The sequence below is a fragment of the Flindersiella endophytica genome (assembly GCF_054779015.1).
Window position 1 is genome coordinate 484,169 of sequence record NZ_BAAGYY010000024.1, and the last position, 22,736, is coordinate 506,904.

Here is a 22,736-nt window from a genome sequence, read left to right on the forward strand (position 1 = left end):
CGGCCCTTCGTGACTCAGCGCAGCTCACGTCCCCCGGCGCGCCGGTCAAAGGGTCGAAAGACCCAGGCACGCAGTAGCACGAACCGGACAACCGTCGCGGCCAGGTTCGCGGCCACCAGAACGACCAGCTCGACCGCCCGGTGCGGCGTGGCCGTGACCGCGTGTAGTCCGGCGAGCGAGCCGCTGGTGAGCGCCAGCCCGATCCCGAAGACGACCAGCCCCTGGAGGTGATGCCGCCCGACCGCCTCCCGGCCCCTGACACCGAACGTCAGGCGCCGGTTCGCGGCGGTGTTCAGCAGCGCCGTGGTCAGCAGCGCCAGCAGGTTCGCCACCTGCGCGCCGGTGCCGAGCCGCAGCAGAGAGAACAGCACGAGGTACGCGATCGTGCTCGCGACGCCCACCGCGCCGAACCGGACCAGCTGCCGCAGCATGCCACCGGGCACGCCGGACGGAGGTGGGCCGAGCGGCGCCCGGCCGAGCGCGCCGCGTACCTCCGCCAGCGGCAGCCGGCCGGTGGTGAACGCACGAACCAGCCGTACGACGCCCTTCAGGTCGGCGAGCGCGGTCGACACGATGTCGACCCGGCTGTCGGGGTCGTCCACCCAGTCGACCGGCACCTCGTGGATCCGCAGGCCGGCCCGTTCGGCGAGCACCAGCAGCTCGGTGTCGAAGAACCAGCCGGTGTCCTCGACCAGCGGCAGCAGCCGCTCGGCCACCTCACGCCGGATCGCCTTGAAGCCGCACTGGGCGTCGGAGAACCTCGCCGCCAGCGTCCCGCGCAGGATCAGGTTGTAGCAGCGCGAGATGAACTCGCGCTTGGCTCCCCGTACGACCCTGGACGCCTTGGCCAGCCGCGTACCGATCGCCAGGTCGGAGTGCCCGGAGATCAGCGGCGCGACCAGCGGCAGCAGCGCCGCGAGGTCGGTCGACAGGTCGACGTCCATGTACGCCAGCACCGCCGCGTCGGAGGCCGACCAGACGTGCCGGAGTGCGCGGCCGCGGCCCTTCGCGTCCAGGTGGACCGCGGCGACCTCGGGCAGGTCCCGCGCGAGCTCCTGCGCGAGCGGGTACGTGCCGTCGGTGCTGGCGTTGTCGGCGATCGTGATCCGGAAGGGGTACGGGAACGTCGCCGCCAGGTGGTCGTGCAGCCGGCGCACGCTGGGCCCGAGGTCGATCTCCTCGTTGTAGACGGGGATCACGACGTCGAGGACGGGCCGGGTCTCGACCTCGGCCGTACCGGCGAGTGTGCGGGCCGTGGTGGTCTCGAGCCTAGGCATCGGTGGCACCGCCGCTCAGGTCGTACACCGTGACGTTGCCGACCGTCGTCGACTCGAAGTTCGCCTGGACCCAGGACGCGATCTCCGACGACTCGCTGCTGCCGCCCATGCTCTGGCCGCCGAAGCCGCCACCGCCGATGAAGTAGTGGATCTTGCCCGCGGCGACGTACTGCTTGAACTGCGCCAGCGTCGGTGCTGGATCGCTGCCGTTGAAGCCGCCGATCGCCATCACCGGGTAGCCGCTCTCCAGCTGGTAGGAAGAGGCGTTGTTCGAGCCGACCGCGGCCGCGACCCAGGTGTAGGAGCTCGCGTTCTCCTGCAGGAGCGCGACCATCTCGTCGCTGACCTGGCTGCCACCGAGCAGCCCACCCATCCCGCCGTCCTGGCCGGGCCCTTGCTGGCTCTGGTTCTGTTGGCCCTGGTTCTGCTGACCCTGCGCCTGACCCGGGACCTGCGGGAAGCCGTTCTGGGTCTGACCGTTCTGGGTCTGACTGTTTTGGTTGGTCTGGCCGTTCTGGCCGGTCATGCCGGGCGGCGGACCGCCGCGGAACCCGCCACCAGGTCCGCCCATGGCGCCCGCCACCGCCGGACCCGCCGACACGATCGAGCCCGCTTCGGCCGTGCTCGCGGTGTCGATCGAGTACGCCGCCGGCCCGGCCAGCGCGGCCAGCACCGCGACCGTCGCGACCAGCTTCCCCGCGACCGCCTTCGCCGGCGCCGGCAGGAACGTCATCACCAGCAGCCCGACCGCGGCACCGAGCCCGGCGACCAGCACGACGTACCGCAGCCACGGCAGGAAGTCCGAGCTTCGGGTCAGCAGCACGTACGACCAGACCGACGTGAGCGCCAGTCCGACCGCCAGCGTCACCGAAGCGACCAGGTGCTCCCGCTGCCGCCACAGCAGCGCCGCACCCAGGCCCGCCAGAGCCGCGACGGCGGGTGCCAGCGCGACGGTGTAGTACGCGTGGAAGATGCCCTGCATCAGGCTGAACACCAGTCCGGTGACCAGCAGCCAGCCGCCCCACAGCACGAACGCCGCGCGGGTCTTGTCGGTACGCGGCAGCCGCCGGGTCAGCCACAGCATGACGGCGAAGAACAGCAGCACCGCGGGTATCAGCCAGGAGATCTGGCCGCCGATCTCGGCGTCGAACAGCCGGGTGAGGCCGGTCTCGCCCCACATCCCGTTGCCCTGCCCATCGCCACCGCCGACGCTGCCGGTCTCGTCGCCGGTCAGCCGGCCGAGGCCGTTGTACCCGAGCGTGAGCTCGAGGATGCTGTTGTTCTGCGAGCCGCCGATGTACGGCCGGTACTGCGCCGGCACCAGCTCGACGATCGCGATCCACCAGCCGGCCGACAGCACCATCGCCAGCCCGGCGAGCAGGAGTTGCCCGATCCGGCGGCGCAGCCGCGGCTGCCCGGCGATCAGGTAGACCAGCGCGAACACCGGCACCACCAGCAGCGCCTGCAGCATCTTGGTGAGGAAGCCGAATCCGACCAGGACGCCGACCAGCACGAGCCACCTCGTGCTGCCCTTCTCCACCGCACGTACGGTCGCGTAGGCGCCGATCGTCATCAGCAGCGTGAGCAGCGCGTCCGGGTTGTTGAACCGGAACATCAACGTGGCGACGGGTGTGAGCGCCAGCGCGAGCCCGGACAGCAACGCGGCCGACGGCGAGAACCACCGGCGGACGGTGGCGTACAGCACTCCGACGGACGCGACTCCCATCAGCGCCTGCGGAACCAGGATGCTCCAGCCGCTGAGCCCGAAGATCCGTACCGACAACGCCATGATCCACAGCGCCGCCGGCGGCTTGTCGACCGTGATGGCGTTCGCGGCATCAGACGAGCCGTAGAAGAACGCCTTCCAGCTCTCCGATCCGGCTTGCACTGCGGCGGAGTAGAACGAGTTGGCCCAGCCGGACGCACCGAGTCCCCAGATGTAGAGGACGCCGGTGACGACCAGGAGGGCGATCAGCGCCGGCCGCTCCCAGCGCGGGCGCGTCGCCTGTTTTTTCTGTACCTGTGGAGTTTCCAGGTCTCGCGGCATAGTCGTCGTCATGCCTACGACAATTCCGGCGGACGCTGTTAGCCCTTTGTGGCCAACCTTTGGAGCGGCTGTGAGTAGATTTCGCGCTCGTGAACTTACGCGGCGGCGGGCAGCGTGACCGTGAAGACAGTGCGGCCGGGTTCGCTGTCGACGCTCACGGTGCCGTGGTGTGCCTCGACCACGGCAGCCACGATCGCCAGGCCCAGCCCGGTGCTGCCGGCGGCTCGCGAGCGGGAGGAGTCGCCGCGGGCGAAGCGTTCGAAGATGTCCGGCCGCAGCTCTTCGGGAACGCCCGGACCGTTGTCGGCCACTGTCAAGTGGACGTTGCCACTGCTCTCGTTCGCCAGGCCGACGGTGACTTTCGTACCTGGCGGCGTGTGCGTGCGTGCGTTGGCGAGCAGGTTCGCGAGCACCTGGTGCAGGCGGTTGGGATCACCGGACACCTCGACGGGCTCGTCCGGCAGCTCCAGCGTCCACTGATGGTCGGGGCCGGCGACGTGCGCGTCGCTCACGGCGTCGATGACGAGGTGGGTCAGGTCGACGGGCTCGCGATCCAGGGGCCGGCCGGAGTCCAGCCGGGCGAGGAGCAACAGGTCGTCGACGAGCGTCGTCATCCGTTCGGTCTCCGACTCGACACGGCGCATCGCGTGCGCGACGTCGGGGGGTACTTCCTGCCCCCCGCGCCGGGTCACTTCGGAGTAGCCGCGGATCGCCGAGAGCGGCGTGCGCAGCTCGTGGCTCGCGTCGGCGACGAACTGGCGGACGCGCGTCTCGCTGGCCTGTCTCGCGGCGAGCGCCGCGTCGATGTGGTCGAGCATGCTGTTGAGCGCGTTGCCGACCTGGCCGACCTCGGTGTTCGGGTCGGTGTCTGGTGCGGGCACCCGTTCGGCGAGCGCGACCTCTCCCCTGTCGAGCGGCAGCTCGGCCACCCGCCCCGCCGTCCGGGCGACGCGGCGCAACGGCTGCAACGAGTGCCGGACGATCCAGGTGCCGACCAGCCCGGCGGCGATCAGCCCGGCCAGGCCCAGCATGGAAACGCTTACCGACAGCTGCACGATGGTGTTGTCGACCCGCGCCAGCGACCGCCCGACGATGATCCGGTCACCGGGGCCGGTCGCGATCTCGGTGAGCCGGAAGCGACCAAGGTCGCCCACCGCGGCGTTGGTGCGGCCGGCCCCGCCCGGTCCGTAGTCGTCGAGGTCGAGCTCGAGGAGCGCCTGCCGCTGGCCGGCGCTCAGAGCCTTCGGGCCGGCGCGGAACTGGCTGACACCGGCTGTGACGACCTCGCCGTCCTTGACGTACGCGACCAGCGTGTCCGGCACGAGCGGTCCCTGGGTCATGTCCAGCGGGGTGCGTCCCTCCTGGATGTCATGCGCGACTGGGCCGGCGGTCCGATCGAGCTCGTCGTCGACCTGCCCGATCAGGACGCGGTTCAGCGAGAGCATCGTCAGCACCCCGATCACGACACTGACGACCGTGAGCAGCCCGATCATCGCGGCGACCAGCTTCGTACGCAACGTCCAGGTGCGTAACGGTCTCGTTCGCAGGCGGTTCATGGCCCTGGCGCCGGCAGCAGTTTGGCGAGGCGGACCTTCTTGCTGTTCTCCCGTACGATCCACGCGACGTCGGCATCGGCTTCGGACGCCTTCAGCGCTTTGAACGCCAGCAGGCCGGTGGCCGGGTCGGCCGCGACGGCGACGCTCCAGCAGTAGCCCAGTGCCTTGCGCAACGCGCGTACCGGATCCGAGCGGCGCTCGTCAGCGGGACGGCGGGCGAGAGAGCTCGTGACGTCGGCGCAGATCCGCAGCGCGGCCGCGGCGGTTTCCTGGCGCTTGAGCAGCCGAGGCTCGCAGATTCCGGCGATCGCGGCGCGCTGGACCAGCGGGTCGGTGTCGGCGGCCCACGCTTTCGCCAGCGCGACCAGGCGTTCCGGGTCGGCGTCGCCGAGGCGTTGCAGCGCCATGGCGACGCCCTCGCGTACCCGCCAGCGCTGGTCGGAGGCGTGCTGGTGCAGGCGCGTTTCAAGCAATCGATCGGGCTGCTCTGCGACCAGCCGGCCGAGGCCGATCACGCCGCACAGCACGAGGTACTCCTCGTCGGTCGCGATCACCTCGTCGAAGTCCGAAGCGGTCCCCTCGTCGGCGAACGACTGTGCCAGCGTGAGGTTCCCCCGTGGACCGGGCAGGCCCGAGTGCGTACGCAGGTGGGCCGGCCAGTCCGCTCGCTTGGTCATGACCGTGATGCTAGTTCTGGCTGGCGGGGCGCAGGACGTAGCCTGCGCCACGCATGGTGTGGATCATCGGCGGGCGGCCGTTGTCGATCTTCTTGCGGAGGTAGGAGATGTAGAGCTCGACGACGTTGGCCTGGCCGCCGAAGTCGTAGTTCCACACGTGGTCGAGAATCTGCGCCTTGCTCAGCACGCGCCGGGGGTTGCGCATGAGGTAGCGCAGCAACTCGAACTCGGTGGCGGTGAGGCGGATCTCGTCGTTGCCGCGGCGTACTTCGCGGCTGTCCTCGTCCATCACGAGATCGCCGACGACGAGCTGGGCCTCCTGGCGCTGAGGGCTGCCGAGCGTACGGCGGAGCAGGCCACGCAGCCGCGCGACGACCTCTTCGAGCGAGAACGGCTTGGTCACGTAGTCGTCGCCGCCTGCTGTGAGGCCGGCGATCCGGTCCTCGACCGCGTCCCTTGCCGTCAGGAACAGGACGGGGACGTTCGGGGCGTCGGCGCGCAGGCGCTGCATCACCTCGAGGCCGTCGATGTCAGGCAGCATGATGTCGAGCACCACTGCGTCCGGCCGGAACTCCCGGGCCAGGCGGATCGCCGTTCGCCCGTCGCCGGCCTTCTCGACCTCGCCGCCTTCGTAGCGAAGTGCCATCGACAGCAGGTCGGCCAGGGTCGGCTCGTCGTCGACCACCAGGAGGCGCACCGGGCGGCCGTCCGGCGTGGTCAGGCCCGCTCCGGCGCCTGGCTGGGGAGGAGTACGCACACTGCTCATGTACCCAACTGTGCGCCCGAACCCTGGGGCGGGCCTGAGCCGAACCTGTGAGCTTGCTGTGGACGTCGGTGGCGGGCTGGGCAGAAGTGGTGGCCGGGGCTGAGGTCGAAGGGGCGCCGGTGGATTGATGGCGGCGGCGGAGCTTGTTTCGGCGCCTCTGCCGCCAAATCGAGAAGCCCTTGGCGGTCAAGCAAGCTTGACCGCCACTAACCCGCCGCCGCCACCAATCCACCGGCGCGGCGACTTGCTGTCGGCCTGACGCCGGCCGGCGGGCAGTGACCCTCAGCCCTTGCGCTTCTGGATCTCCTCCAGCGCTTGCGGCACGACTTTGTGCAGGTCGCCGACGATGCCGAAGTCCGCCAGTTCGAACAGCGGCGCCTCCGGGTCCTTGTTGATCACGACGACCGTCTCGGCGGTCTGCATGCCGGCTCGGTGCTGGATCGCGCCCGAGATGCCGGCCGCGATGTAGAGCTGCGGCGAGACGGTCTTGCCGGTCTGCCCCACCTGGTAGGCGTGGGGGTACCACCCAGCGTCGACCACTGCTCGGGAGGCGCCGACCGCGGCACCGAGCGCATCCGCCAGTTGCTCGATCAGCGCGAAGTTCTCCGCCGACCCGACCCCGCGGCCGCCGGAGATCACGATGCCGGCCTCTGCCAGGTCAGGGCGCGCGGCGGCTGCCCGTTCCTCTCGCGAGACCACGCGGGCGGTCTTGGCCAGGTCGGAGATCTCGACCTCGACCTTCTCTTCGACCGCCGCGCCCTCCGAAGGCTCTGGCGTCGCCGCGTTCGGTTTGACCGCGATGATCGGGGTGCCGTGGGTGACCTTGGCGTTCACGGTGTAGTTGCCGGCGAACACCGACTGCACGGTCACCGGCGCACCATCCGCGCCGGCCTGTACGTCGACCGCGTCGGTGATCAGCCCGGACGAGGTCTTGATCGCCAGCCGTCCGGCGATCTCCTTGCCCTCCGGGCTCGCAGAGACCAGGACCGCGGCCGGTTGAGTACGCGAGACCAGCTCGGCCAGCGCCTCGGCCTTGGGCACGACGAGGTAGTCCGACAGCTCCGGCTGCTCCAGTACGTAGACCTTCGCGGCGCCGTACTCCGCCAGCGTCGCGCGGGCGGCGTCGTACCCGGATCCGACGAAGACCGCGGACGGCTCGCCGAGCCGGCGGGCGATCGTGAGCAGCTCGGTGGTGGTCTTGCGTACCTTGCCGTCTGCGTGATCGACGAGAACGAGAACCTCAGCCATCAGACGAACTTCCTTTCGGCGAGGAAGGCGACCAGCTGCGCGCCGGCGTCGCCTTCGTCGGTGACGATCGTGCCCTTCTGCCGCGGTGGGCGCTGCTCGAACGACTCGACGGCGGTCCACGCGGCGCCGAGCCCGACCTCTGACGGCTCCACGCCGACGTCGGCGAGCGCCCAGGTCGTCACGGGCTTCTTCTTGGCGGCGAGGATGTTCTTGAACGCGGCGTAGCGCGGCTCGTTGGCCTGGTCGGTGACCGACACCAGCGCCGGCAGGCTCGCCTCGATGGTCTCGGTGGCGGCCTCGCCGTCGCGGCGGACGCGGACGGTGCCGTCACCGACTTCGACCTCGGCAGCGAACGTCACGGCCGGCAGCCCGAGCCGCTCGGCCAGCATCGTGGGTACGACCGACATGCCACCGTCGGTGGACGCCATGCCGCACAGCACGAGGTCGACCGGGCCCTCGTCCGCGGTGTACTTCTCCAGCGCCCTGGCCAGCACCAGCGAGGTGCCAACCGCGTCGGAGCCGTGCACCGCGTCGTCGACCAGGTGGACTCCGGCGTCGGCGCCGAGCTGCAGTGCCTTCTTGATCGCATCGGTGGCACCGTCGGGCCCCACCGTCAGCGCGACGACCTGGGTGTCACCCTTCGCCTCGGCGAGCTGCAGCGCGGCCTCGATCGCGTGCTCGTCGAGCTCGGACAGGATGCCCGGGTTGCTGGAACGGTCAACGGTGTTGTCGGCGCTGTCGAAGCCGCGTTCGCCGGCAGCGTCCGGCACGTACTTCACGCACACAACGATCTTCATGGTCGGCAGCCGCCTCCTTGTGTCGCAAGAACGTAAGCCCGCGCTCCAGCCTGCCAGGACAGCAGACAGGGCCGGGACGCAGGCCTGGACATCCCCAGAACTCGGAGGTTACTGGCGAGTAGCTTTCGGCGCAAACACCGTCGTCAGGACCCGCCGTCCAGCTCGGCGAGAAACCCGCGCAGCGCCTCGCGGCACAGCTCCGGCCGCTCGGCCCACGGAACGTGCCCGACGCCAGGCAGTCGCGCCAGCCGGCCACGTGGCAGAACTCCGGCCAGCTCGGCCGGCCCGTCGACCGGCCGCGGATCCGCCTCGCCGTGCACGACGAGCGCGGGTACGTCCAGGTCACCGCACGCCTTGGCCAGCGCGTCCTGGTCGGTACGCGCGAACTCGCTGCCGAGCCCGAAGTTGGCCTCCAGCGAGATCTCGAACCGGTCGTAGGCCCATCGCTTCGCGAGCTCCAGCGCGGCAGACCGGTCCCCGAAGTCCGTGCTCCACGACAGCAGGTTCATCTCGTGGGTCTCGGCCGGCGTGCGCAGCTCGTTGGCGACCAGGTCCTCCCAGCGCCGCAGGTGAGGGCCGAGCCGGGCGACCTGCTCGCGGCGGTAGGCGATCCGGTGCTCGTTCCAGCGCAGGTCGGTGCCGGAAACACAGACCAGCGCGTCGGTCCGGCCGGGATGCGCCAGGGCGTACCGCAGTGCCAGCCCCGCGCCCCAGCTGTGTCCGCCGACGATCCACGACTCCCAGCCGGACTGTTCGCGTATGCACTCCAGGTCGGCGACGAAGCGGTCGATCTTGTACGGCCCCGCGTGGTCGGACCGGCCGGCGCCGCGCTGGTCCCAGCGCAGCACCGTGGCCTGGTCCTCGACCATCGAGGCGAGCGGGCCGAGCTCGTCCCACAAGCCCGGCCCGCCGTGGCACAGCACGAACGGCCGGCCGGCGCCCGTGCGCACAGTCCACAGCGATACGCCGTCATCGGTGCCGACCAGGCGCTCGCTGATGTCGCCGCCGTCGTTGTCTTCGCTGATCTCGGCGCTCTCAGGTATTCGCGGGCCCGGACTCGTCGCCGGATTCGACGGAGTCGGAGGCGTTGGTCATCTCGCGTACCTGCTCGGCGAGCTTGAGCGCCAGCTGCGACCGCTCCTCGTCCGTCATCGGCTTGGCCAGGTCGGCCAGTGCCTGCAGGACCTGCGGCCACATGCGGTGGTCTTCTCGCCCGTAGGCGTCGGACCCCACGAGCAGCCCGCCCGCGGGGTACGTCGTCTCGGGCGGGTAGCCACCTACCCGTTCGGCGAACGGTCCTGGGTCGAGCCGGTGGCCCCAGACCGCCGTGGCGATCTTGCGGGCGTCGGCGTCGCTGATCGGCATGTCGTCCTCCGGAGGTGTGTACGTTCCCGACGCCTCGAACGAGACGTGCACGTGGTCGGTGTGCGGGTTGTCACCGCGATAGGTGGTCCAGCGGTTGTAGGCGTAGCTGTCCGGGTTCGTCGAGATGATCCGGCGACTCCAGATGATGTACCAGATGTTCAGCCGGACCCGGTTGGCCCAGAGGTAGTTGGCGATCTCGTCGCCGAGCGCCGGTCGTGCCGGGCCCGGATCCGGTACACCGTTGCCGTATTCGAGCACGGAGAAGTCGAGCGCACGGCCGAGCGGATGCTCCCCGGACGTGCCGCTGCTCTTTCCCCAGACGAAGTAGATGCGGCGGGTGGTGCAGATCTCCGCGACGACTGGTTCGACCCAGGGTTTGACCGGTTTCCACACGGTCTTGATGTCGCTGAGTGCTATGTCGTTCACCCTCTCGTCGGCGTTGGCGGCGTGGGTGGGGTGGCGCAGAAAGGGCATGGTAGCCGCATATCGTCCAGTACGCTTCCGGCGTGATGCGGTTGACCGGTGAGCGGACGTTGCCAGGCATCGGCCACGAGAACTACTGGTTCCGCCGTCACGAGGTCGTCTACCAGTGGGTACGCCGGCAGCTGACCGCCACGCCAGGGGCTCGCGTGCTCGACGCGGGCTGCGGCGAGGGCTACGGCGCCGAGCTGCTGCGCCCGCACGTTCGCACGCTCACCGCGCTCGACTACGACGAGACGACGGTCGCGCACGTCCGGCAACGCTATCCCGGCGTGCCGGTCGTCCGCGGCAACCTCGTCCAGCTGCCGTACGCCTCCGACGCGTTCGATGTTCTGGTCAGTCTGCAGACCATCGAGCACCTGTGGGACCAGGAGGCGTTCGTCGCCGAGTGCGCGCGGGTCGTGCGCCCCGGCGGGCGCATACTGCTCGCGACGCCGAACCGGCTGACGTTCCCGCCCGGCAACATCTGCCACACCAGGGAGTTCGTAGCCGCCGAACTGCTGGAGGTGCTGCGGGCGGAGTTCGGGACGGTCGAGCTGCTCGGGCTCTGGCACGGCGAGCGCATCGACGACTGGGAACGCGACAACGGCTCCCTCGTCGACGCCCAGCTCGCCGAGCCCCCGGAACACTGGGCGCCCGCACTCACGGCCTTCGTCGCCTCGCTGACCGCGGAAGACTTCGTGCTCCGCCCCGGCGAGCTCGACACCAGCCTCGACCTGCTGGCGATCGCTACGCCCGCTACGGCCGGATGACGCGTTCGATGATGCGACCGGCGATGAGGTAGACCGCGGCCGCGATCCCCCAGTTGACCAGCGTCTGCTTGATCACGCTGGTGAACGTGAAGACGTCGGCGAACGGGCCGTCCAGACGGTTGGCCAGGTCGAGCACACCCGAGACGATCGGGTTGTTGACGTTCGCCTTCAGGCCGGCCAGCACCGCGCCGAGAGCGAGCACCAGCGCGGCCAGCACGGCAACCGTCAGCACCGCTGTCGCCAGCAGGTCGCGCACCTTACGAACGGCACCCGAACCCGGCGCCGGCGAGGAGCTGCTCTCGCGCACCCGCGCCCGCGGGCCGACCCGCGAGCTCAGCGCCGGCCGCTCGGCCGCCGCGCTCTTGTCGCCGTTGCCGTTACCACCGTTGCCGTTGCCACCATTGCCGCCGTTGTCGGCCCGCTTGCCGTTCTCCGGCTCCGCCGGCGCGCCGACGTGCGCGGGCTCGCGTTCGGTACCCGGCCCGTGGTCGTCTTGTGCCACGACAGGCCCCCTCGCCCAGTCTCGGTCCGATCCCCTGCCGCCAAGCCCGTTGCCTGACGATACGCCCAAGTCTGGACCAGAACCGCCCGAGCGGGAAGAGTGGCCGCCCGGTTACACCTCTTCGCCCACCACGACGGCTTCCGCCGGAACGGTCGACGGGTTGGGTTCGCGGCCCATCGCCATCAGCCCGATCGCGGCCACACCGAGCACCGCGGCGATCGTGAACGGAGCCCGCTGCGACCCCGCCCACTCGGCGACGTGACCCACGAGCAGTGCGGCTCCGGCACCGCCGAGCCAGCGCAGGAAGTTGTACCCGGCGCTCGCGATCGGCCTCGGTGCGCTCGAGACCGACATCGCCATGCCGGTGAGCAGCGTGTTCAGGCAGCCGGACGCGATACCCGAGGCGATCGCGGCGGCCGCGACCATCCACTTCGGGCCCCAGATGAACCCGAGCAGCAGCACGACGTACAGGCCGAGCACGGCCATAGTGGCGTTCCGCTCGCCGAGCTTCGCCGCCAGCCGGGGGCCGACCAGCACACCCGAGATCGCGACCAGGACACCCCAGCCGAAGAAGATCGCGCCGACGGCGTACGGGCCGTACTCCAGGACGAACGGCGTCCAGGCCAGCACCGTGAAGAACGCGTACGTGTAGAGCATCGCCGACAGCGAGACCGCCAGCAGCCGGCGCGAGCGCAGCGCCCTGAACGGTGCGGCGATCGACGGTCTTGCCGTATGGGCTTCGTGGTCGGCAGGCAGCAGGAAGAACGTGAAGACGAACGCGACCAGCATCAACACCGACGTGCCGAGGAACGGACCGCGCCAGGAGATCCCGCCGAGCGCCGCGCCCACCAGCGGGCCGGCCGAGATGCCGAGGCCGAGCGCGGCCTCGTACAGCAGGATCGCTGCGGTCTGCCCGCCCGACGCCGCACCGACGATCGCGGTCAGCGCGGTCGCGATGAACAACGCGTTGCCGAGACCCCAGAAGGCCCGCAGTGTGACCAGCCCGGTGATCGAAGTGGCCAGCGCACACGCCCCGGCGAACACCACGATGAACGCGAGCCCGGCGAGCATGGTGCGTTTCGCACCGAACCGCGCGGTCAGCATTCCGGTGATCAGCATCGCCAGCACCTGAACGATCAGATATGACGCGAACAGCAACGGCACCTGCGACGGCTCGGCGTGAAATGCCTTCGCGATGGAAAGCAGGATCGGGTCGACCAGGCCGATACCCATGAACGCGATAACGGCGGCGAAGGCCACCACCCAGACCGATTTCGGCTGTCCTTTTATGACATCAAGCAATCGTGCTTGTGACATCTCTTTTGTTTCCCTCGTCGAATCCTCACTGATCCAGCAATCGCTCCAACGCCGGCAAGGCCCGCGAGATCGACTCCTGATCTCGGGCGGACAACCGCGCAAGCCGCTCCTGCAGGAACGCCTCCCGAGCCTTCCGGACGCGGGCGACGTCGCGCCGCGCCTGTGGCGTCGCGGACACCATCACGACCCGGCGGTCGTCGGGGTCGCTCGCCCGGCGGACGTAGCCCGCCCGCTCCAGCCGGCCCACCACGTTGGTCATCGTCGGCAGCCGGACGCCTTCGCGTTCGGCCAGCACGCTCATCCGCTGCGGCCCGTCGGTGACGAGCACGCTGAGCACGGAGTTCTGCGTGAGTGTGGTGGTGCTGAGCTGCGGCGAGTGGCGGCGTACGAGGTCGTAGAGCCGGAAGACCAGCGGCCGCATCTGCGCGGCGAGCTCGATCGCTCGAGGATCCTGGGTCAGCACAGTTCTCGTCATTACTTAGCCAGTCTAAGTTAGACAAGCTAAGTAAGCAAGCAGAAGCTGCCCGGCCCAAGCAGGGAGGGCCGGGCAGCTTCTACTCGAGGACGACTAGGGGTTGAGGCCCTTGTCCCGCAGCCAGTCGTACGGGTCGATCGGGTCGCCACCACCGGGGCGAACCTCGAAGTGCAGGTGCGGGCCGGTCACGTTGCCGGTCGCGCCGACGTAACCGATCGTCTCCCCCGCACTCACCGATCCGCTGGTGCGCTCGAAGCCGGACATGTGGCAGTAGTACAACACCGTGCCGTCGTCCAGCTCCATCTTGATGCGGTTTCCGTACGCGCCGGAGTAGGCCGCCTCGATGATCGTGCCGGAGTGCACGGCGTGAACCGGAGTGCCGGTGGAGGCCGCGAAGTCCAGTCCCGTGTGGTAACCGGACGACCAGTTGCCGCCACTCTGACCGAACGTGGCCGTCAGGTGATAGTCACTCACCGGGAGTCGCCAGGCGCGTGCCAGCGCCGCCTTCGCCGCCGCCCGCTTGCGAGCCAGGTCGCGCGCCGCCTTCGCAGCCGCGGCCTTGCGAGCCTCGGCCTGCCTGCGCTCAGCTTCGGCCCTGGCCTTCGCGGCCGCCTTCTCGCGCGCGATGCGATCCGCGTAAGCCGTCCGGCCCTGCACCGCGCTGCGCTGCGCCAAAGTGGTGAGGTCGGGGCTCAGACTCGCGGTCGCCGTCGGAACGGCCCGAGCGGACCGATCCGCCCGAGACCGATTTCGGTCGGAGAGATCGACGCGGTGCGAAGCGTCAGCGTTGAGCAGTTTCGGCTGCGCGTCGTTCTTGATCATTGCACTGCCGCCGGCCAAGGTCGAACTCGAAACGACCAGCCCAACGGTGAACAAGGGAACAAGTCCCAATCGGAAGCGACGGACGGACCTATGCCGGCCGCCCCTTTCCGATGTTTTTCTTGATGTCACAACAACCTCGGTCAGTCGACAGCACACTCCGTGCACACGGTGTCAACCGCATGAATATGGAGGGCTGTGCCCTGCTGCGGGGCCATGGTTCTGGAACGTGCTCTAAAAAGCCGCCCGGCCAAATAAGCGGATCTTGGGGCATGCGTAGTTCCGCTATTCGTATCGAGCGCTGGACTTTCCTAACAGACATTTCCGCCCCCTGACTAGGCCGTGATCGCTTGATTACTACGATGCCGAGTCGTAGTCACGGACGTCAGATGACGAGCTGGCGCAGGGCGTTTCCCGGCCGTTCTCGAGCTACCGGCGAGTTGTGCGCCCAGCCCTGCCACTGCCTTGACCTGGCACTTTTGCACACATCGTGACGATGCGAACAATCCGTGATCGCTCCATTTGAAGCACGATGGGCACTTTGTCCGTTTTCTGGATTCGGGTAGCTACTATGGCGCATAGGACTCAGCGCAAACGTAGTGACACAGATCACACGCAAGCAGGGTGAAACGGGATGCCACAGGAAGGGAGTTGGACCAACAATGCCGAGGTTCGGCGAGCTGGAGGAGCAGGTGATGCTCCGGCTCTGGGCCTCTGAAGGACCCAGCCAGGTCCGCGAGGTACGGGAAGCCCTGTTACCCGATCGACCGCTTGCGTACACGACTGTCATGACCGTTTTGGACAAGCTCTACCGAAAGGGCTGGCTCCGGCGAGAGGCCCACAAACGGGCATACCGCTACGAACCGGTGATGTCGCGCGAGGCCTACACCGCCTCCCTGATGCACGAGGCCTGGTCGGTGGCCGAGAATCCCGGCGCGGCCCTGGTCTACTTCATCGAGGGCATGACCGAGGATCAACTGGAGGCGCTGAGAGCAGCCCTCCGCGTCATGCCCCCAGAACCGGCCGGCTGACCATCCCCGCCCGCCCACGACGGCGGAAGAGCGAAGCGCAAGCCGGTGGCGGAGGCCCTCAGCCCAAGCCGGTGGCGGAGGCCCTCAGCCCAAGCCGGTGGCGGAGGCCCTCAGCCCAAGCCGGTGGCGGAGGCCCTCAGCCAGGGCCACCCGCATCGACGGCGTCCGGTGTGGGTTGGTGGCAGCGGCGGTCAATGGACAGGCGCCAGCCTGTCCACAAGGCCTGTCCTTGGGCGGCAGAGGCTCCAAAGTCAAGATGCTGTCTCACGGCGGGTTGCCGCATCAGCCCGACCAGGCCCATCGAAGCCACCAGACCCAACAGACCCAACAGACCCAACAGACCCACCAGACCCGCCCGCCCGCCGCGCCCGCTGGGCGTCCGCCTCCGCACCCCGCGCCAACCCCTCGAGATACGCCCGCCGATCCCCATCGGCCTCATACGCCTCCCGCCGATCCTTCACCGGCTTCGCGGGCACGCCAGCCACGATCACCTCGTCGGGCACCTCCCCCCGAACCACCGAGTGCGCCCCCACCACCACCCCCGTGCCGACCCTTGCCCCACGCAGCACCGTCGACCGGATGCCGAGCCAGCAGTCCCGCCCGACCCGCACCGGCGACTTCACCAGACCCTGATCCTTGATCGGCTGCTTCAGGTCCGTCGTCACATGGTCGAAGTCCGAGATGTAGACCCAGTCGGCGACCAACGTCGACCCGCCGATCTCCACATCCAGGTAGCACGTGACCGTCACCTCCGACCCGAACACGGCCTTGTCTCCGATACGGAGCGTGCCCTCGTGCGCGAACAACCGAGTTCCGTCACCGAGGTGAACCCAGCGCCCGATGATCAACCGTCCGTAACCGCTACGGACGCTCGCCCGCACGTGCTTACCCAGAAATACGAAACCCTCCGTAATGACGTTCGGATATCGAACACGGAACCAGCAATAACGCCACAATCGAACGATGTAGTAAGGCGTCCAAGCTCGGTGTTTGATTACCCAACGCATCCAGCGCACCATGGACAAGAACCCTAGAGCGTCCCGCATGACGGGCCTGTCGGAGGGGTTTGAGGAAACGCAAGGACCCGCGGGCAATGCCCGCGGGTCCTTGTTTGTTCGGCGTACGTATTAAGGTGCGACCCTTGCGTCGAAGAGCTAGCCGGCTACGGGGCTGCCGGATAACTCTTCAACCGTCTAAAGACTGTTGTCAGACCTTGCGAACGTTCTCAGCCTGTGGGCCCTTCGGTCCCTGCACGACCTCGAACTCGACCCGCTGGGCCTCGTCGAGCGTCCGGTAACCGTCGGACTGGATAGCCGAGTAGTGGACGAAGACGTCCTGTCCGCCATCAACGGAAATGAAGCCGTAACCCTTGTCGGCGTTGAACCACTTTACGGTTCCCTGCGCCATATTTTCCAGTTCCCCTCGGTAGGAGCGGTGTTGCAGTGCTCGAACCTCACGAGCACCGAGTCGCTACGGGGTAACCTGACGGGCGCCGGGCCACCCCCGCGTGTCGAGTCCTCCGCGGGCGTGCACGCGCGCGCCTTGTCGAAACGACGAACGACCGCGGGTGAACTTACCATGGCACGGCGCGTTTGACCATGGCCCGTTAACAACTTCTTTGCCCTTAGTCGCTGTTAGTGCACTGCCTGCCCGGTGATGGAGACGTTGTAGTAGAGCTCGTCCGGGACGAAGGGCTTCAGCACCCGATCGAACGCCGACAGCGCCAGCCAGCCCCTGTACGCGAACATCGCCCAGTTCCACCCGAGGCGTTCGGGGTTGACCGCGCATTCGAACGTGCGGACCGGCCAGCCGAACCAGGCCGCGGTCAACTCCTCCGTAACGGTTCTGACGTCCTTCGCCCCCGCTCGGACCGCCATCCGGCGCAACGTGTCCGGATCGAAAGTGTGCAGGTCCACAACGGATTCGAGGGCGGCCGCACGCGACGATTCGCCGAGTTCCTCCGCCGACCTGGCCCAGCTTTCACGCAATACGGGAAGCTTCGACGCACGGGTCGCCAACCACCACGTAGCACGCGACAACCGGCGCGCCACGAAGTCTCCGTATCTGGTCGGCTCACCACAGATGACGAAGCGGCCACCTGGCTTCAGGACCCGAAGCATCTCGCGGAAGGCGGCCTCGACGTCAGGTATGTGGTGGATGACGGCGTGCCCTATCACAACGTCGAAGGTCTGGTCGTCGTATGGCAACCTTTCGGCGTCCGCGACTCGTCCTTCTACATCGAAGCCGAGTTCGCGACCGTTGCGCTTGGCCTGTTCGACCATGCCCGGCGACAGGTCTGTGACGTGCACCTCAGAAAGGACGCCCGCCAGCTTGAGGTTCAGGCTGAAAAAGCCTGTACCACAACCGATTTCCAGACTGCGAGCGTGGGGCCATCCGCTGGCACCGGCGACGGCGACGAACCGGTCCCTGGCGTAGGCGATGCACCGCTCGTCGTACGAGATCGACCACTTCTCGTCGTACGTGCCGGCTTCCCAGTCGTGATAGAGCACCTGCGCGAGCTTGGTGTCGTTCCACGCCTGTTCCACTTCTTCGGCGCTGGCGTGCGGGTTGGGACGGTCGTCGGTGTCAGCCATGTCAGCGCCCTTTGAATTCCGGTTTTGTCTTTTCCACGAACGCGGTCATTCCGATCGTTCGGTCCTCGGTCGCGAACAGCGCGGAAAAGGCCTGCCGTTCGATTTCCAGCCCGGTGCCGATATCGGTCTCGAGGCCACTGTCAATCGCGCCCTTCGCTGCGCGCAAGGCCTGTGCCGGACCACCGGCGAATTGTGCAGCCCAGGCAACAGCGCGTTCATAAACAGCGCCTTCCTGGCCCGGTTCGACAGGAACGATCTCGTCGGCCAAACCGATCGCCAGCGCTTCTTCCGCGTCGACCATGCGGCCGGTGAATATCAGTTCCTTGGCCCTCGACGGGCCGACCAAACGGGCCAGCCGCTGGGTTCCACCGGCGCCCGGAATGACACCGAGCTTGATTTCAGGTTGACCGAATTTGGCCGTCGAAGCGGCGATTCTCCGGTCGGCAGTGAGCGCGAGCTCACACCCGCCGCCAAGGGCGTATCCCGTGACGGCGGCGACGACCGGTTTCGGAATCGTGGCGACGGCCGTCCAGGCGGAAGTGAGGCCGTGCGAGCGGACCGCCATGTCGGAATAGGACATGCCGGCCATCTCCTTGATGTCGGCGCCGGCCGCGAACACCTTCTCGCCGCCGTAGAGGACGACCGCGGAGATGTCGTCCCGTTCGGTGGCCTCCTGCGCGGCCGCCCGGAACTCCTCCTGCACCTGCACGTTGAGCGCGTTCATCGGCGGTCGATCCAGGCGAATCGTACCCACGCCGGCCTCGACCTCGAGCCGTACGAACTCCATCCGCGCAACACCCCTTCCGAACGATGCGATCTGACCAGTACCGGCACGGGCGAGCCTAACGGGATCGGTTACGGGCCAGTAACCGAGACAGATAGTTGCATCGCACAACTAGGCGTGGCAGCCTGACAGGGCAGTGCCGATGCCGCATTCGATCGCGCTCAGTTTCGCCGCGGCCCGCTGTCGTTGCTGTCCGCTATCGGCGGCTGCTTGCGCGCGATCGACTGCTGAGTGGACAGGAGGGTGTGTCGTGGACGCGGCTGCCGAGGCGGTGGAGCGGGAGCTCATCGCACTCGTACGCAGAGCCCGTACCCGCGGCAACCGAGCCGCCCGTGAGCTGGACGCCCGCCTCGACGGTTCCGCCTACGCCGCGCTTGCCCGGGTCGCCGACGGTGGCCCGCTGCGCGCGAAGTCGCTCGCGTGCCAACTCGGCCTGGACAAGTCGACGGTCAGCCGGATGCTGACCACGCTGACCGAGCTCGGCCTGATCGACCGGATCCCCGACCCGTCCGACGGCCGGGCGTCGCTCATCCGGCTCACCGCCACCGGACGCGATCGAGTCGACGCGGTCCGTACGAAACGGCGGGCGGAACTCCAGGCACTCCTGGCGGCCTGGCCCGCGGAAGACCAGGAAACCTTCGCGCGGCTGCTCGCCGCGTTCAACGTTGCCGACAGCGAGGCCGGCACAACCCAGCAGAAGACCCCAGACCAGAAGGAGGTCTCGACCCCGAATGTCCCAGCAGACGGACACGAGCTCATCAGCTGAACCCCTCTCGGATGTCTCGCAACCCCTGATTGACGCCTCGCCTCGCTTCACCCACCGGCAGATCCTCGAAATCGTCCTCGCGCTCGTACTCTGCCTCTTCGTCTCGGCGCTCGGCCAGACCGTCGTCGGCACGGCGCTGCCCACCATCGTCGGCGACCTCGGCGGGCAGGACCAGCTGTCCTGGATCGCCAGCGCGACGCTGCTGACCACGACGGTCTCGACACCGTTGTGGGGCAAGCTCTCCGACATCTTCGGCCGCAAGCCGTTGTTGCAGCTCGGCGTCACGACGTTCGTCGTCGCGTCCGTCATCGCCGGGTTGTCGCAGAACATGGGCCAGCTGATCTCGGCCCGCGCGTTGCAGGGCATCGGCATCGGCGGCATCGTCTCGCTCTCCCAGGCCATCCTCGGCGACGTCGTGAGCCCGCGCGAGCGGGGCCGTTACGGCGGCTACCTCGGCGCCTCCTTCGGCACCGCGACGGTCGCCGGGCCGCTGATCGGCGGCTTCCTGGTCGACGGGCCGGGGTGGCGCTGGTGCTTCTACGTGGGCGTACCGGTGTCGGTGATCGCGCTCGTCGTCCTGCAGAAGACGCTGAAACTGCCGGCCATCCACCGCCGTACGCGGATCGACTGGCTGGGCGCGACGTTCATCTCGCTGGCGGCGTCCGCGTTGCTGCTGCAGCTGTCGCTGGCGGGCCAGGAGTTCGCCTGGGCCTCGTGGTGGACGGTGCTGCTGGTGACCCTCACCGTTGTGAGCTTGGTGGTCGCGGTCCTGGTCGAGCGCCGCGCGGCCGACCCGATCCTCCCGCCCCGGCTGTTCCGGAGCCGTACGTTCTGCCTGAGTGGAATCGCGTCTCTCGCGATGGGCGCGGCGATGTTCGGCGGCATGATCTACTTCCCGCAGTATCTCCAGGTCGTCCGTGACAAGAGCCCGACGATCTCGGGGATGCTGACGCTGCCGCTCGTCTTCTCGATGCTGCTGATCTCGATCGTCTCCGGCAAGGCGATCACGAAGTGGGGACGGTGGAAGGTCTTCCCGCTCGTCGGAATGCTGATGGTGGGCACGGGCGCGTTCCTCCTGTCGACGATGTCGTCGTCGACGAGCCTGGGCGCGATCTGCGGCTACACGATGATCTTCGGCGCCGGCCTCGGCCTGACGATGCAGGTGCTGATCCTGGCCGTACAGAACGACGTAGAGCGTCGCGACCTGGGGATCGCTACGTCGTCGTCGATGTTCTTCCGCTCCATGGGCGGCGCGGTAGGCGTGGCCCTGTTCGGAGCCATCATCGCCTCCCGGCTGACGACGGAGATCCCGCGCATGCTGGCCGAACGCGGCATCAGGATCCCGTCGACGGAAGGGCTGAAGTCGCAGCTCGGCACCCCGGACGAGATCGCGATGCTGCCGGAGCCGATCCGCTCCATCATCCGCGACGGCTTCACGCTGGGCCTGGACCGTGTTTTCCTGGTCCTCGTCCCGATGATCCTGCTCGGCTTCGTCGCCATGCTCATCGTCCGCGAGGTGCCGCTCCGCAAGCACAGCTAGAGCCGCGTCCAAGTAGGCCAAAACCTTCACAGCCAGGCCGTGTGCTGCTTGGATCTGGGTAGGAAACTCACGCGGTGGGAAGCAGCGAGAGGGAGCGCGATGGTGCACGAAGTACAGGCGGTCGTTTCGCGAGCCAAGGGCGAGCCGGTCGAGCTGACCACGATTCTGGTGCCGGACCCTGGCCCTGGCGAGGCGCTGGTACGCGTCCAGGCGTGCGGCGTCTGCCACACCGACCTGCACTACAAGCAGGGCGGCATCGGCGACGACTATCCGTACCTCCTCGGGCATGAGGCCGCCGGCATCGTCGAGGCGGTGGGCGACGGTGTGACCGAGGTCGAGGCCGGTGACTTCGTGATCCTCAACTGGCGCGCGGTCTGCGGTCAGTGCCGGGCCTGCCAGAAGGGCAAGCCGTGGTACTGCTTCGCCACCCACAACGCCACCCAGAAGATGACACTCCAGGACGGCACAGAGCTCTCCCCCGCGCTCGGCATCGGCGCGTTCGCGGACAAGACGCTGGTCGCGGCCGGGCAGTGCACCAAGGTCGACGCCGGTACGCCGGCGACAGTGGCCGGGCTGCTCGGGTGCGGAGTGATGGCCGGCCTCGGTGCGGCGCTCAACACCGGCAACGTCCAGCGCGGCGACTCCGTAGCGGTCTGGGGCTGTGGCGGCGTCGGCAACGCGGCGATCGCGGGCGCGAAGCTCGGCGGAGCGACCACCATCATCGGCGTCGATATCGACGACCGGAAGCTCGAGTGGGCCAAGCAGTTCGGTGCCACCCACGTCGTCAACTCCCGCGAGAAGGACGCGGTCGAAACGATCCAGGAGCTCACCGGTGGCTTCGGCGTCGACGTCGCGATCGAGGCGATCGGGTTGCCCGAGACGTACAAGCAGGCCTTCTACGGAAGGGATCTGGCCGGCACGGTCGTACTCGTCGGCGTGCCCACGCCCGAGATGAAGCTCGAGCTTCCCCTGCTCGACGTGTTCGGACGCGGGGGCGCGCTGAAGTCGTCGTGGTACGGCGACTGCCTGCCAAGCCGTGACTTCCCGATCTACACCGACCTGTTCCGGCAGGGCCGGCTGCCGCTCGACGCCTTCGTGAGCGAGGAGATCGGCATCGGCGACGTCGAGGCCGCGTTCGAGAAGATGCACAAGGGCGAGGTGCTCCGCTCGGTCGTCGTGCTCTAGCCCGCGCGCAGCACGAACACACCCCAGCCGAGGTAGTCACGCCGGTACGCCAGGTGTGACCGCCGCGCCTGGACGAGGAACTCGCGCATCGCCGGCGCCTCCGGGTCGCCGGCGTTGTCGCGTAGCCACTCGTGGATCGTCCACCACTGCGCGGCAACGTACCGATCCCAGCTGTCCGGCGTGGCGAGCACCATCTCGACCAGTTCGACGCCCGCGGTCTCGAAACGATCAAGGGTGCCGGCGAGCGAGACAAACGAGTCCTCGGGAAAGCCCATCGTCTCCTCGGCTTCGGCGGGCGGCGGCGAGAGCCAGTACGGCTCACCCACGAGCAACAACCCGCCCGGACGCAACGACCGAAGCATCAGGTCGAGTGTTCCCACCAGCCCGCCACCGATCCAGGTCGCGCCGATGCAGGAGACGACATCGAACGTGCCCTCGACCGGCTCGGCCGCGTCGCCCTGCTGGAACCGCACGCGATCGGCCACGCCCAGCTCGGACGCCCGCGAAGCAGCCGCCGCCAGGAACACCTCGCTGAGGTCGACACCGAGCCCGCCGGTGCCGAACCGCTCGGCGTACCGGCAGAGCAGTTCGCCCTTGCCACACGCGAGATCCAGCACCTGCTGCCCCTCCGAGAGCCGGCTGACCTCGCCGACCAGCATCAACTTGTCTTCGGTGAACGGGTTGAGGATGCGGTGGTTGGCTTCGGCGATCTCGTGGTGGCGAAGGCTCATGCAGCTCCTTGACTCCGACGGAAGGGT

Annotated in this window: 23 protein-coding genes; 5 read left to right on the forward strand and 18 right to left on the reverse strand. The window is 68.4% G+C overall.

What is annotated here, in order from left to right:
- Positions 1 to 14: 14 nt before the first annotated feature.
- The 9 genes from ACYVF6_RS30055 to ACYVF6_RS30095 form a co-directional block, all read right to left on the reverse strand.
- Positions 15 to 1,277 (reverse strand): bifunctional glycosyltransferase family 2/GtrA family protein, encoded by a 1,263-nt coding sequence (locus tag ACYVF6_RS30055; protein WP_460525992.1) that lies wholly within the window; start codon positions 1,275 to 1,277, stop codon positions 15 to 17.
- Positions 1,270 to 3,336, reverse strand: coding sequence for an ArnT family glycosyltransferase (locus ACYVF6_RS30060; protein WP_460525993.1), 2,067 nt, complete (start codon positions 3,334 to 3,336; stop codon positions 1,270 to 1,272). Before ACYVF6_RS30060 ends, ACYVF6_RS30055 begins: the two co-directional genes overlap by 8 nt.
- An 83-nt stretch (positions 3,337 to 3,419) precedes the next feature.
- Positions 3,420 to 4,880 carry a sensor histidine kinase gene (locus ACYVF6_RS30065; protein ID WP_460525994.1) on the reverse strand — a complete coding sequence of 487 codons (1,461 nt, stop codon included), beginning with the start codon at positions 4,878 to 4,880 and terminating at the stop codon, positions 3,420 to 3,422.
- Positions 4,877 to 5,557: a HEAT repeat domain-containing protein gene (locus tag ACYVF6_RS30070; RefSeq protein WP_460525995.1), complete on the reverse strand. Its 681-nt coding sequence runs from the start codon at positions 5,555 to 5,557 to the stop codon at positions 4,877 to 4,879. The genes ACYVF6_RS30065 and ACYVF6_RS30070 overlap by 4 nt, the downstream gene beginning before the upstream one ends.
- Before the next feature lie 10 nt (positions 5,558 to 5,567).
- Complete coding sequence (locus ACYVF6_RS30075; RefSeq protein ID WP_460525996.1) at positions 5,568 to 6,323, reverse strand: response regulator transcription factor; 756 nt, start codon at positions 6,321 to 6,323, stop codon at positions 5,568 to 5,570.
- 282 nt (positions 6,324 to 6,605) lie between these two features.
- On the reverse strand, positions 6,606 to 7,571 hold the full coding sequence (locus tag ACYVF6_RS30080; RefSeq protein ID WP_460525997.1) for an electron transfer flavoprotein subunit alpha/FixB family protein: 966 nt from the start codon (positions 7,569 to 7,571) through the stop codon (positions 6,606 to 6,608).
- Positions 7,571 to 8,368: an electron transfer flavoprotein subunit beta/FixA family protein gene (locus ACYVF6_RS30085; protein WP_460525998.1), complete on the reverse strand. Its 798-nt coding sequence runs from the start codon at positions 8,366 to 8,368 to the stop codon at positions 7,571 to 7,573. Before ACYVF6_RS30085 ends, ACYVF6_RS30080 begins: the two co-directional genes overlap by 1 nt.
- A gap of 143 nt (positions 8,369 to 8,511) precedes the next feature.
- A complete protein-coding gene (locus tag ACYVF6_RS30090) occupies positions 8,512 to 9,318 on the reverse strand; it encodes an alpha/beta fold hydrolase (RefSeq protein ID WP_460525999.1) in 807 nt (268 codons plus the stop codon).
- 85 nt (positions 9,319 to 9,403) lie between these two features.
- Positions 9,404 to 10,207 (reverse strand): hypothetical protein, encoded by an 804-nt coding sequence (locus ACYVF6_RS30095; protein ID WP_460526000.1) that lies wholly within the window; start codon positions 10,205 to 10,207, stop codon positions 9,404 to 9,406.
- A gap of 35 nt (positions 10,208 to 10,242) precedes the next feature.
- Here ACYVF6_RS30095 and ACYVF6_RS30100 point away from each other — a divergent pair, with 35 nt between their 5' ends.
- A complete protein-coding gene (locus ACYVF6_RS30100) occupies positions 10,243 to 10,965 on the forward strand; it encodes a class I SAM-dependent methyltransferase (RefSeq protein ID WP_460526595.1) in 723 nt (240 codons plus the stop codon).
- On the opposite strand, the gene ACYVF6_RS30105 is transcribed toward ACYVF6_RS30100, so the two are convergent.
- The 4 genes from ACYVF6_RS30105 to ACYVF6_RS30120 form a co-directional block, all read right to left on the reverse strand.
- A complete protein-coding gene (locus ACYVF6_RS30105) occupies positions 10,952 to 11,467 on the reverse strand; it encodes a hypothetical protein (RefSeq protein WP_460526001.1) in 516 nt (171 codons plus the stop codon). The two genes, ACYVF6_RS30100 and ACYVF6_RS30105, sit on opposite strands and share 14 nt — an antisense overlap.
- A 111-nt stretch (positions 11,468 to 11,578) precedes the next feature.
- The gene (locus ACYVF6_RS30110) at positions 11,579 to 12,784 is read right to left on the reverse strand and encodes an MFS transporter (protein WP_460526002.1); all 1,206 of its coding nucleotides are present in this window, start codon (positions 12,782 to 12,784) and stop codon (positions 11,579 to 11,581) included.
- Positions 12,785 to 12,809: 25 nt separating this feature from the next.
- Entirely contained in the window at positions 12,810 to 13,259 is a 450-nt protein-coding gene (locus tag ACYVF6_RS30115) for a MarR family winged helix-turn-helix transcriptional regulator (RefSeq protein WP_460526003.1), read from the reverse strand.
- A gap of 93 nt (positions 13,260 to 13,352) precedes the next feature.
- Positions 13,353 to 13,934: a M23 family metallopeptidase gene (locus ACYVF6_RS30120; protein ID WP_460526004.1), complete on the reverse strand. Its 582-nt coding sequence runs from the start codon at positions 13,932 to 13,934 to the stop codon at positions 13,353 to 13,355.
- Positions 13,935 to 14,773: 839 nt separating this feature from the next.
- On the opposite strand from ACYVF6_RS30120, the gene ACYVF6_RS30125 reads away from it, so the two are divergent.
- The gene (locus tag ACYVF6_RS30125; RefSeq protein WP_460526598.1) at positions 14,774 to 15,109 is read left to right on the forward strand and encodes a BlaI/MecI/CopY family transcriptional regulator; all 336 of its coding nucleotides are present in this window, start codon (positions 14,774 to 14,776) and stop codon (positions 15,107 to 15,109) included.
- Positions 15,110 to 15,360: 251 nt separating this feature from the next.
- Here the strand turns inward: ACYVF6_RS30125 and ACYVF6_RS30130 are convergent, their stop codons facing one another.
- From ACYVF6_RS30130 to ACYVF6_RS30145, 4 genes are all read right to left on the reverse strand, one after another.
- The gene (locus ACYVF6_RS30130) at positions 15,361 to 16,128 is read right to left on the reverse strand and encodes an acyltransferase (protein ID WP_460526005.1); all 768 of its coding nucleotides are present in this window, start codon (positions 16,126 to 16,128) and stop codon (positions 15,361 to 15,363) included.
- A 187-nt stretch (positions 16,129 to 16,315) separates the two neighbouring features.
- Positions 16,316 to 16,516: a cold-shock protein gene (locus tag ACYVF6_RS30135; RefSeq protein ID WP_460526006.1), complete on the reverse strand. Its 201-nt coding sequence runs from the start codon at positions 16,514 to 16,516 to the stop codon at positions 16,316 to 16,318.
- A 227-nt stretch (positions 16,517 to 16,743) separates the two neighbouring features.
- Positions 16,744 to 17,703, reverse strand: a complete 960-nt coding sequence (locus tag ACYVF6_RS30140) for a class I SAM-dependent methyltransferase (RefSeq protein ID WP_460526007.1) — start codon at positions 17,701 to 17,703, stop codon at positions 16,744 to 16,746.
- A 1-nt stretch (position 17,704) separates the two neighbouring features.
- Positions 17,705 to 18,490 carry an enoyl-CoA hydratase/isomerase family protein gene (locus tag ACYVF6_RS30145; RefSeq protein WP_460526008.1) on the reverse strand — a complete coding sequence of 262 codons (786 nt, stop codon included), beginning with the start codon at positions 18,488 to 18,490 and terminating at the stop codon, positions 17,705 to 17,707.
- Between the two features lie 247 nt (positions 18,491 to 18,737).
- On the opposite strand from ACYVF6_RS30145, the gene ACYVF6_RS30150 reads away from it, so the two are divergent.
- The 3 genes from ACYVF6_RS30150 (at position 18,738) to ACYVF6_RS30160 (ending at position 21,978) form a co-directional block, all read left to right on the forward strand.
- A complete protein-coding gene (locus tag ACYVF6_RS30150) occupies positions 18,738 to 19,253 on the forward strand; it encodes a MarR family winged helix-turn-helix transcriptional regulator (protein ID WP_460526009.1) in 516 nt (171 codons plus the stop codon).
- The gene (locus tag ACYVF6_RS30155) at positions 19,219 to 20,793 is read left to right on the forward strand and encodes an MDR family MFS transporter (RefSeq protein WP_460526010.1); all 1,575 of its coding nucleotides are present in this window, start codon (positions 19,219 to 19,221) and stop codon (positions 20,791 to 20,793) included. The genes ACYVF6_RS30150 and ACYVF6_RS30155 overlap by 35 nt, the downstream gene beginning before the upstream one ends.
- A gap of 99 nt (positions 20,794 to 20,892) precedes the next feature.
- Positions 20,893 to 21,978, forward strand: a complete 1,086-nt coding sequence (locus ACYVF6_RS30160) for an S-(hydroxymethyl)mycothiol dehydrogenase (RefSeq protein ID WP_460526011.1) — start codon at positions 20,893 to 20,895, stop codon at positions 21,976 to 21,978.
- On the opposite strand, the gene ACYVF6_RS30165 is transcribed toward ACYVF6_RS30160, so the two are convergent.
- Positions 21,975 to 22,709, reverse strand: a complete 735-nt coding sequence (locus tag ACYVF6_RS30165) for an SAM-dependent methyltransferase (RefSeq protein ID WP_460526012.1) — start codon at positions 22,707 to 22,709, stop codon at positions 21,975 to 21,977. The genes ACYVF6_RS30160 and ACYVF6_RS30165 overlap by 4 nt on opposite strands.
- Between the last annotated feature and the right edge of the window lie 27 nt (positions 22,710 to 22,736).

What these genes read in the sequence shown, in the direction of transcription:
- ACYVF6_RS30100 (WP_460526595.1), top strand. Translation starts at nt 10,243, where the DNA reads ATGCGGTTGACCGGTGAGCGGACGTTGCCAGGCATCGGCCACGAGAAC.
- ACYVF6_RS30110 (WP_460526002.1), bottom strand. Translation starts at nt 12,784, where the DNA reads ATGTCACAAGCACGATTGCTTGATGTCATAAAAGGACAGCCGAAATCG.
- ACYVF6_RS30055 (WP_460525992.1), bottom strand. Translation starts at nt 1,277, where the DNA reads ATGCCTAGGCTCGAGACCACCACGGCCCGCACACTCGCCGGTACGGCC.
- ACYVF6_RS30085 (WP_460525998.1), bottom strand. Translation starts at nt 8,368, where the DNA reads ATGAAGATCGTTGTGTGCGTGAAGTACGTGCCGGACGCTGCCGGCGAA.
- ACYVF6_RS30065 (WP_460525994.1), bottom strand. Translation starts at nt 4,880, where the DNA reads ATGAACCGCCTGCGAACGAGACCGTTACGCACCTGGACGTTGCGTACG.
- ACYVF6_RS30145 (WP_460526008.1), bottom strand. Translation starts at nt 18,490, where the DNA reads ATGGAGTTCGTACGGCTCGAGGTCGAGGCCGGCGTGGGTACGATTCGC.
- ACYVF6_RS30075 (WP_460525996.1), bottom strand. Translation starts at nt 6,323, where the DNA reads ATGAGCAGTGTGCGTACTCCTCCCCAGCCAGGCGCCGGAGCGGGCCTG.
- ACYVF6_RS30115 (WP_460526003.1), bottom strand. Translation starts at nt 13,259, where the DNA reads ATGACGAGAACTGTGCTGACCCAGGATCCTCGAGCGATCGAGCTCGCC.
- ACYVF6_RS30130 (WP_460526005.1), bottom strand. Translation starts at nt 16,128, where the DNA reads ATGGTGCGCTGGATGCGTTGGGTAATCAAACACCGAGCTTGGACGCCT.
- ACYVF6_RS30070 (WP_460525995.1), bottom strand. Translation starts at nt 5,557, where the DNA reads ATGACCAAGCGAGCGGACTGGCCGGCCCACCTGCGTACGCACTCGGGC.
- ACYVF6_RS30125 (WP_460526598.1), top strand. Translation starts at nt 14,774, where the DNA reads ATGCTCCGGCTCTGGGCCTCTGAAGGACCCAGCCAGGTCCGCGAGGTA.
- ACYVF6_RS30140 (WP_460526007.1), bottom strand. Translation starts at nt 17,703, where the DNA reads ATGGCTGACACCGACGACCGTCCCAACCCGCACGCCAGCGCCGAAGAA.
- ACYVF6_RS30060 (WP_460525993.1), bottom strand. Translation starts at nt 3,336, where the DNA reads ATGACGACGACTATGCCGCGAGACCTGGAAACTCCACAGGTACAGAAA.
- ACYVF6_RS30165 (WP_460526012.1), bottom strand. Translation starts at nt 22,709, where the DNA reads ATGAGCCTTCGCCACCACGAGATCGCCGAAGCCAACCACCGCATCCTC.
- ACYVF6_RS30135 (WP_460526006.1), bottom strand. Translation starts at nt 16,516, where the DNA reads ATGGCGCAGGGAACCGTAAAGTGGTTCAACGCCGACAAGGGTTACGGC.
- ACYVF6_RS30095 (WP_460526000.1), bottom strand. Translation starts at nt 10,207, where the DNA reads ATGCCCTTTCTGCGCCACCCCACCCACGCCGCCAACGCCGACGAGAGG.
- ACYVF6_RS30160 (WP_460526011.1), top strand. Translation starts at nt 20,893, where the DNA reads ATGGTGCACGAAGTACAGGCGGTCGTTTCGCGAGCCAAGGGCGAGCCG.
- ACYVF6_RS30155 (WP_460526010.1), top strand. Translation starts at nt 19,219, where the DNA reads ATGTCCCAGCAGACGGACACGAGCTCATCAGCTGAACCCCTCTCGGAT.
- ACYVF6_RS30080 (WP_460525997.1), bottom strand. Translation starts at nt 7,571, where the DNA reads ATGGCTGAGGTTCTCGTTCTCGTCGATCACGCAGACGGCAAGGTACGC.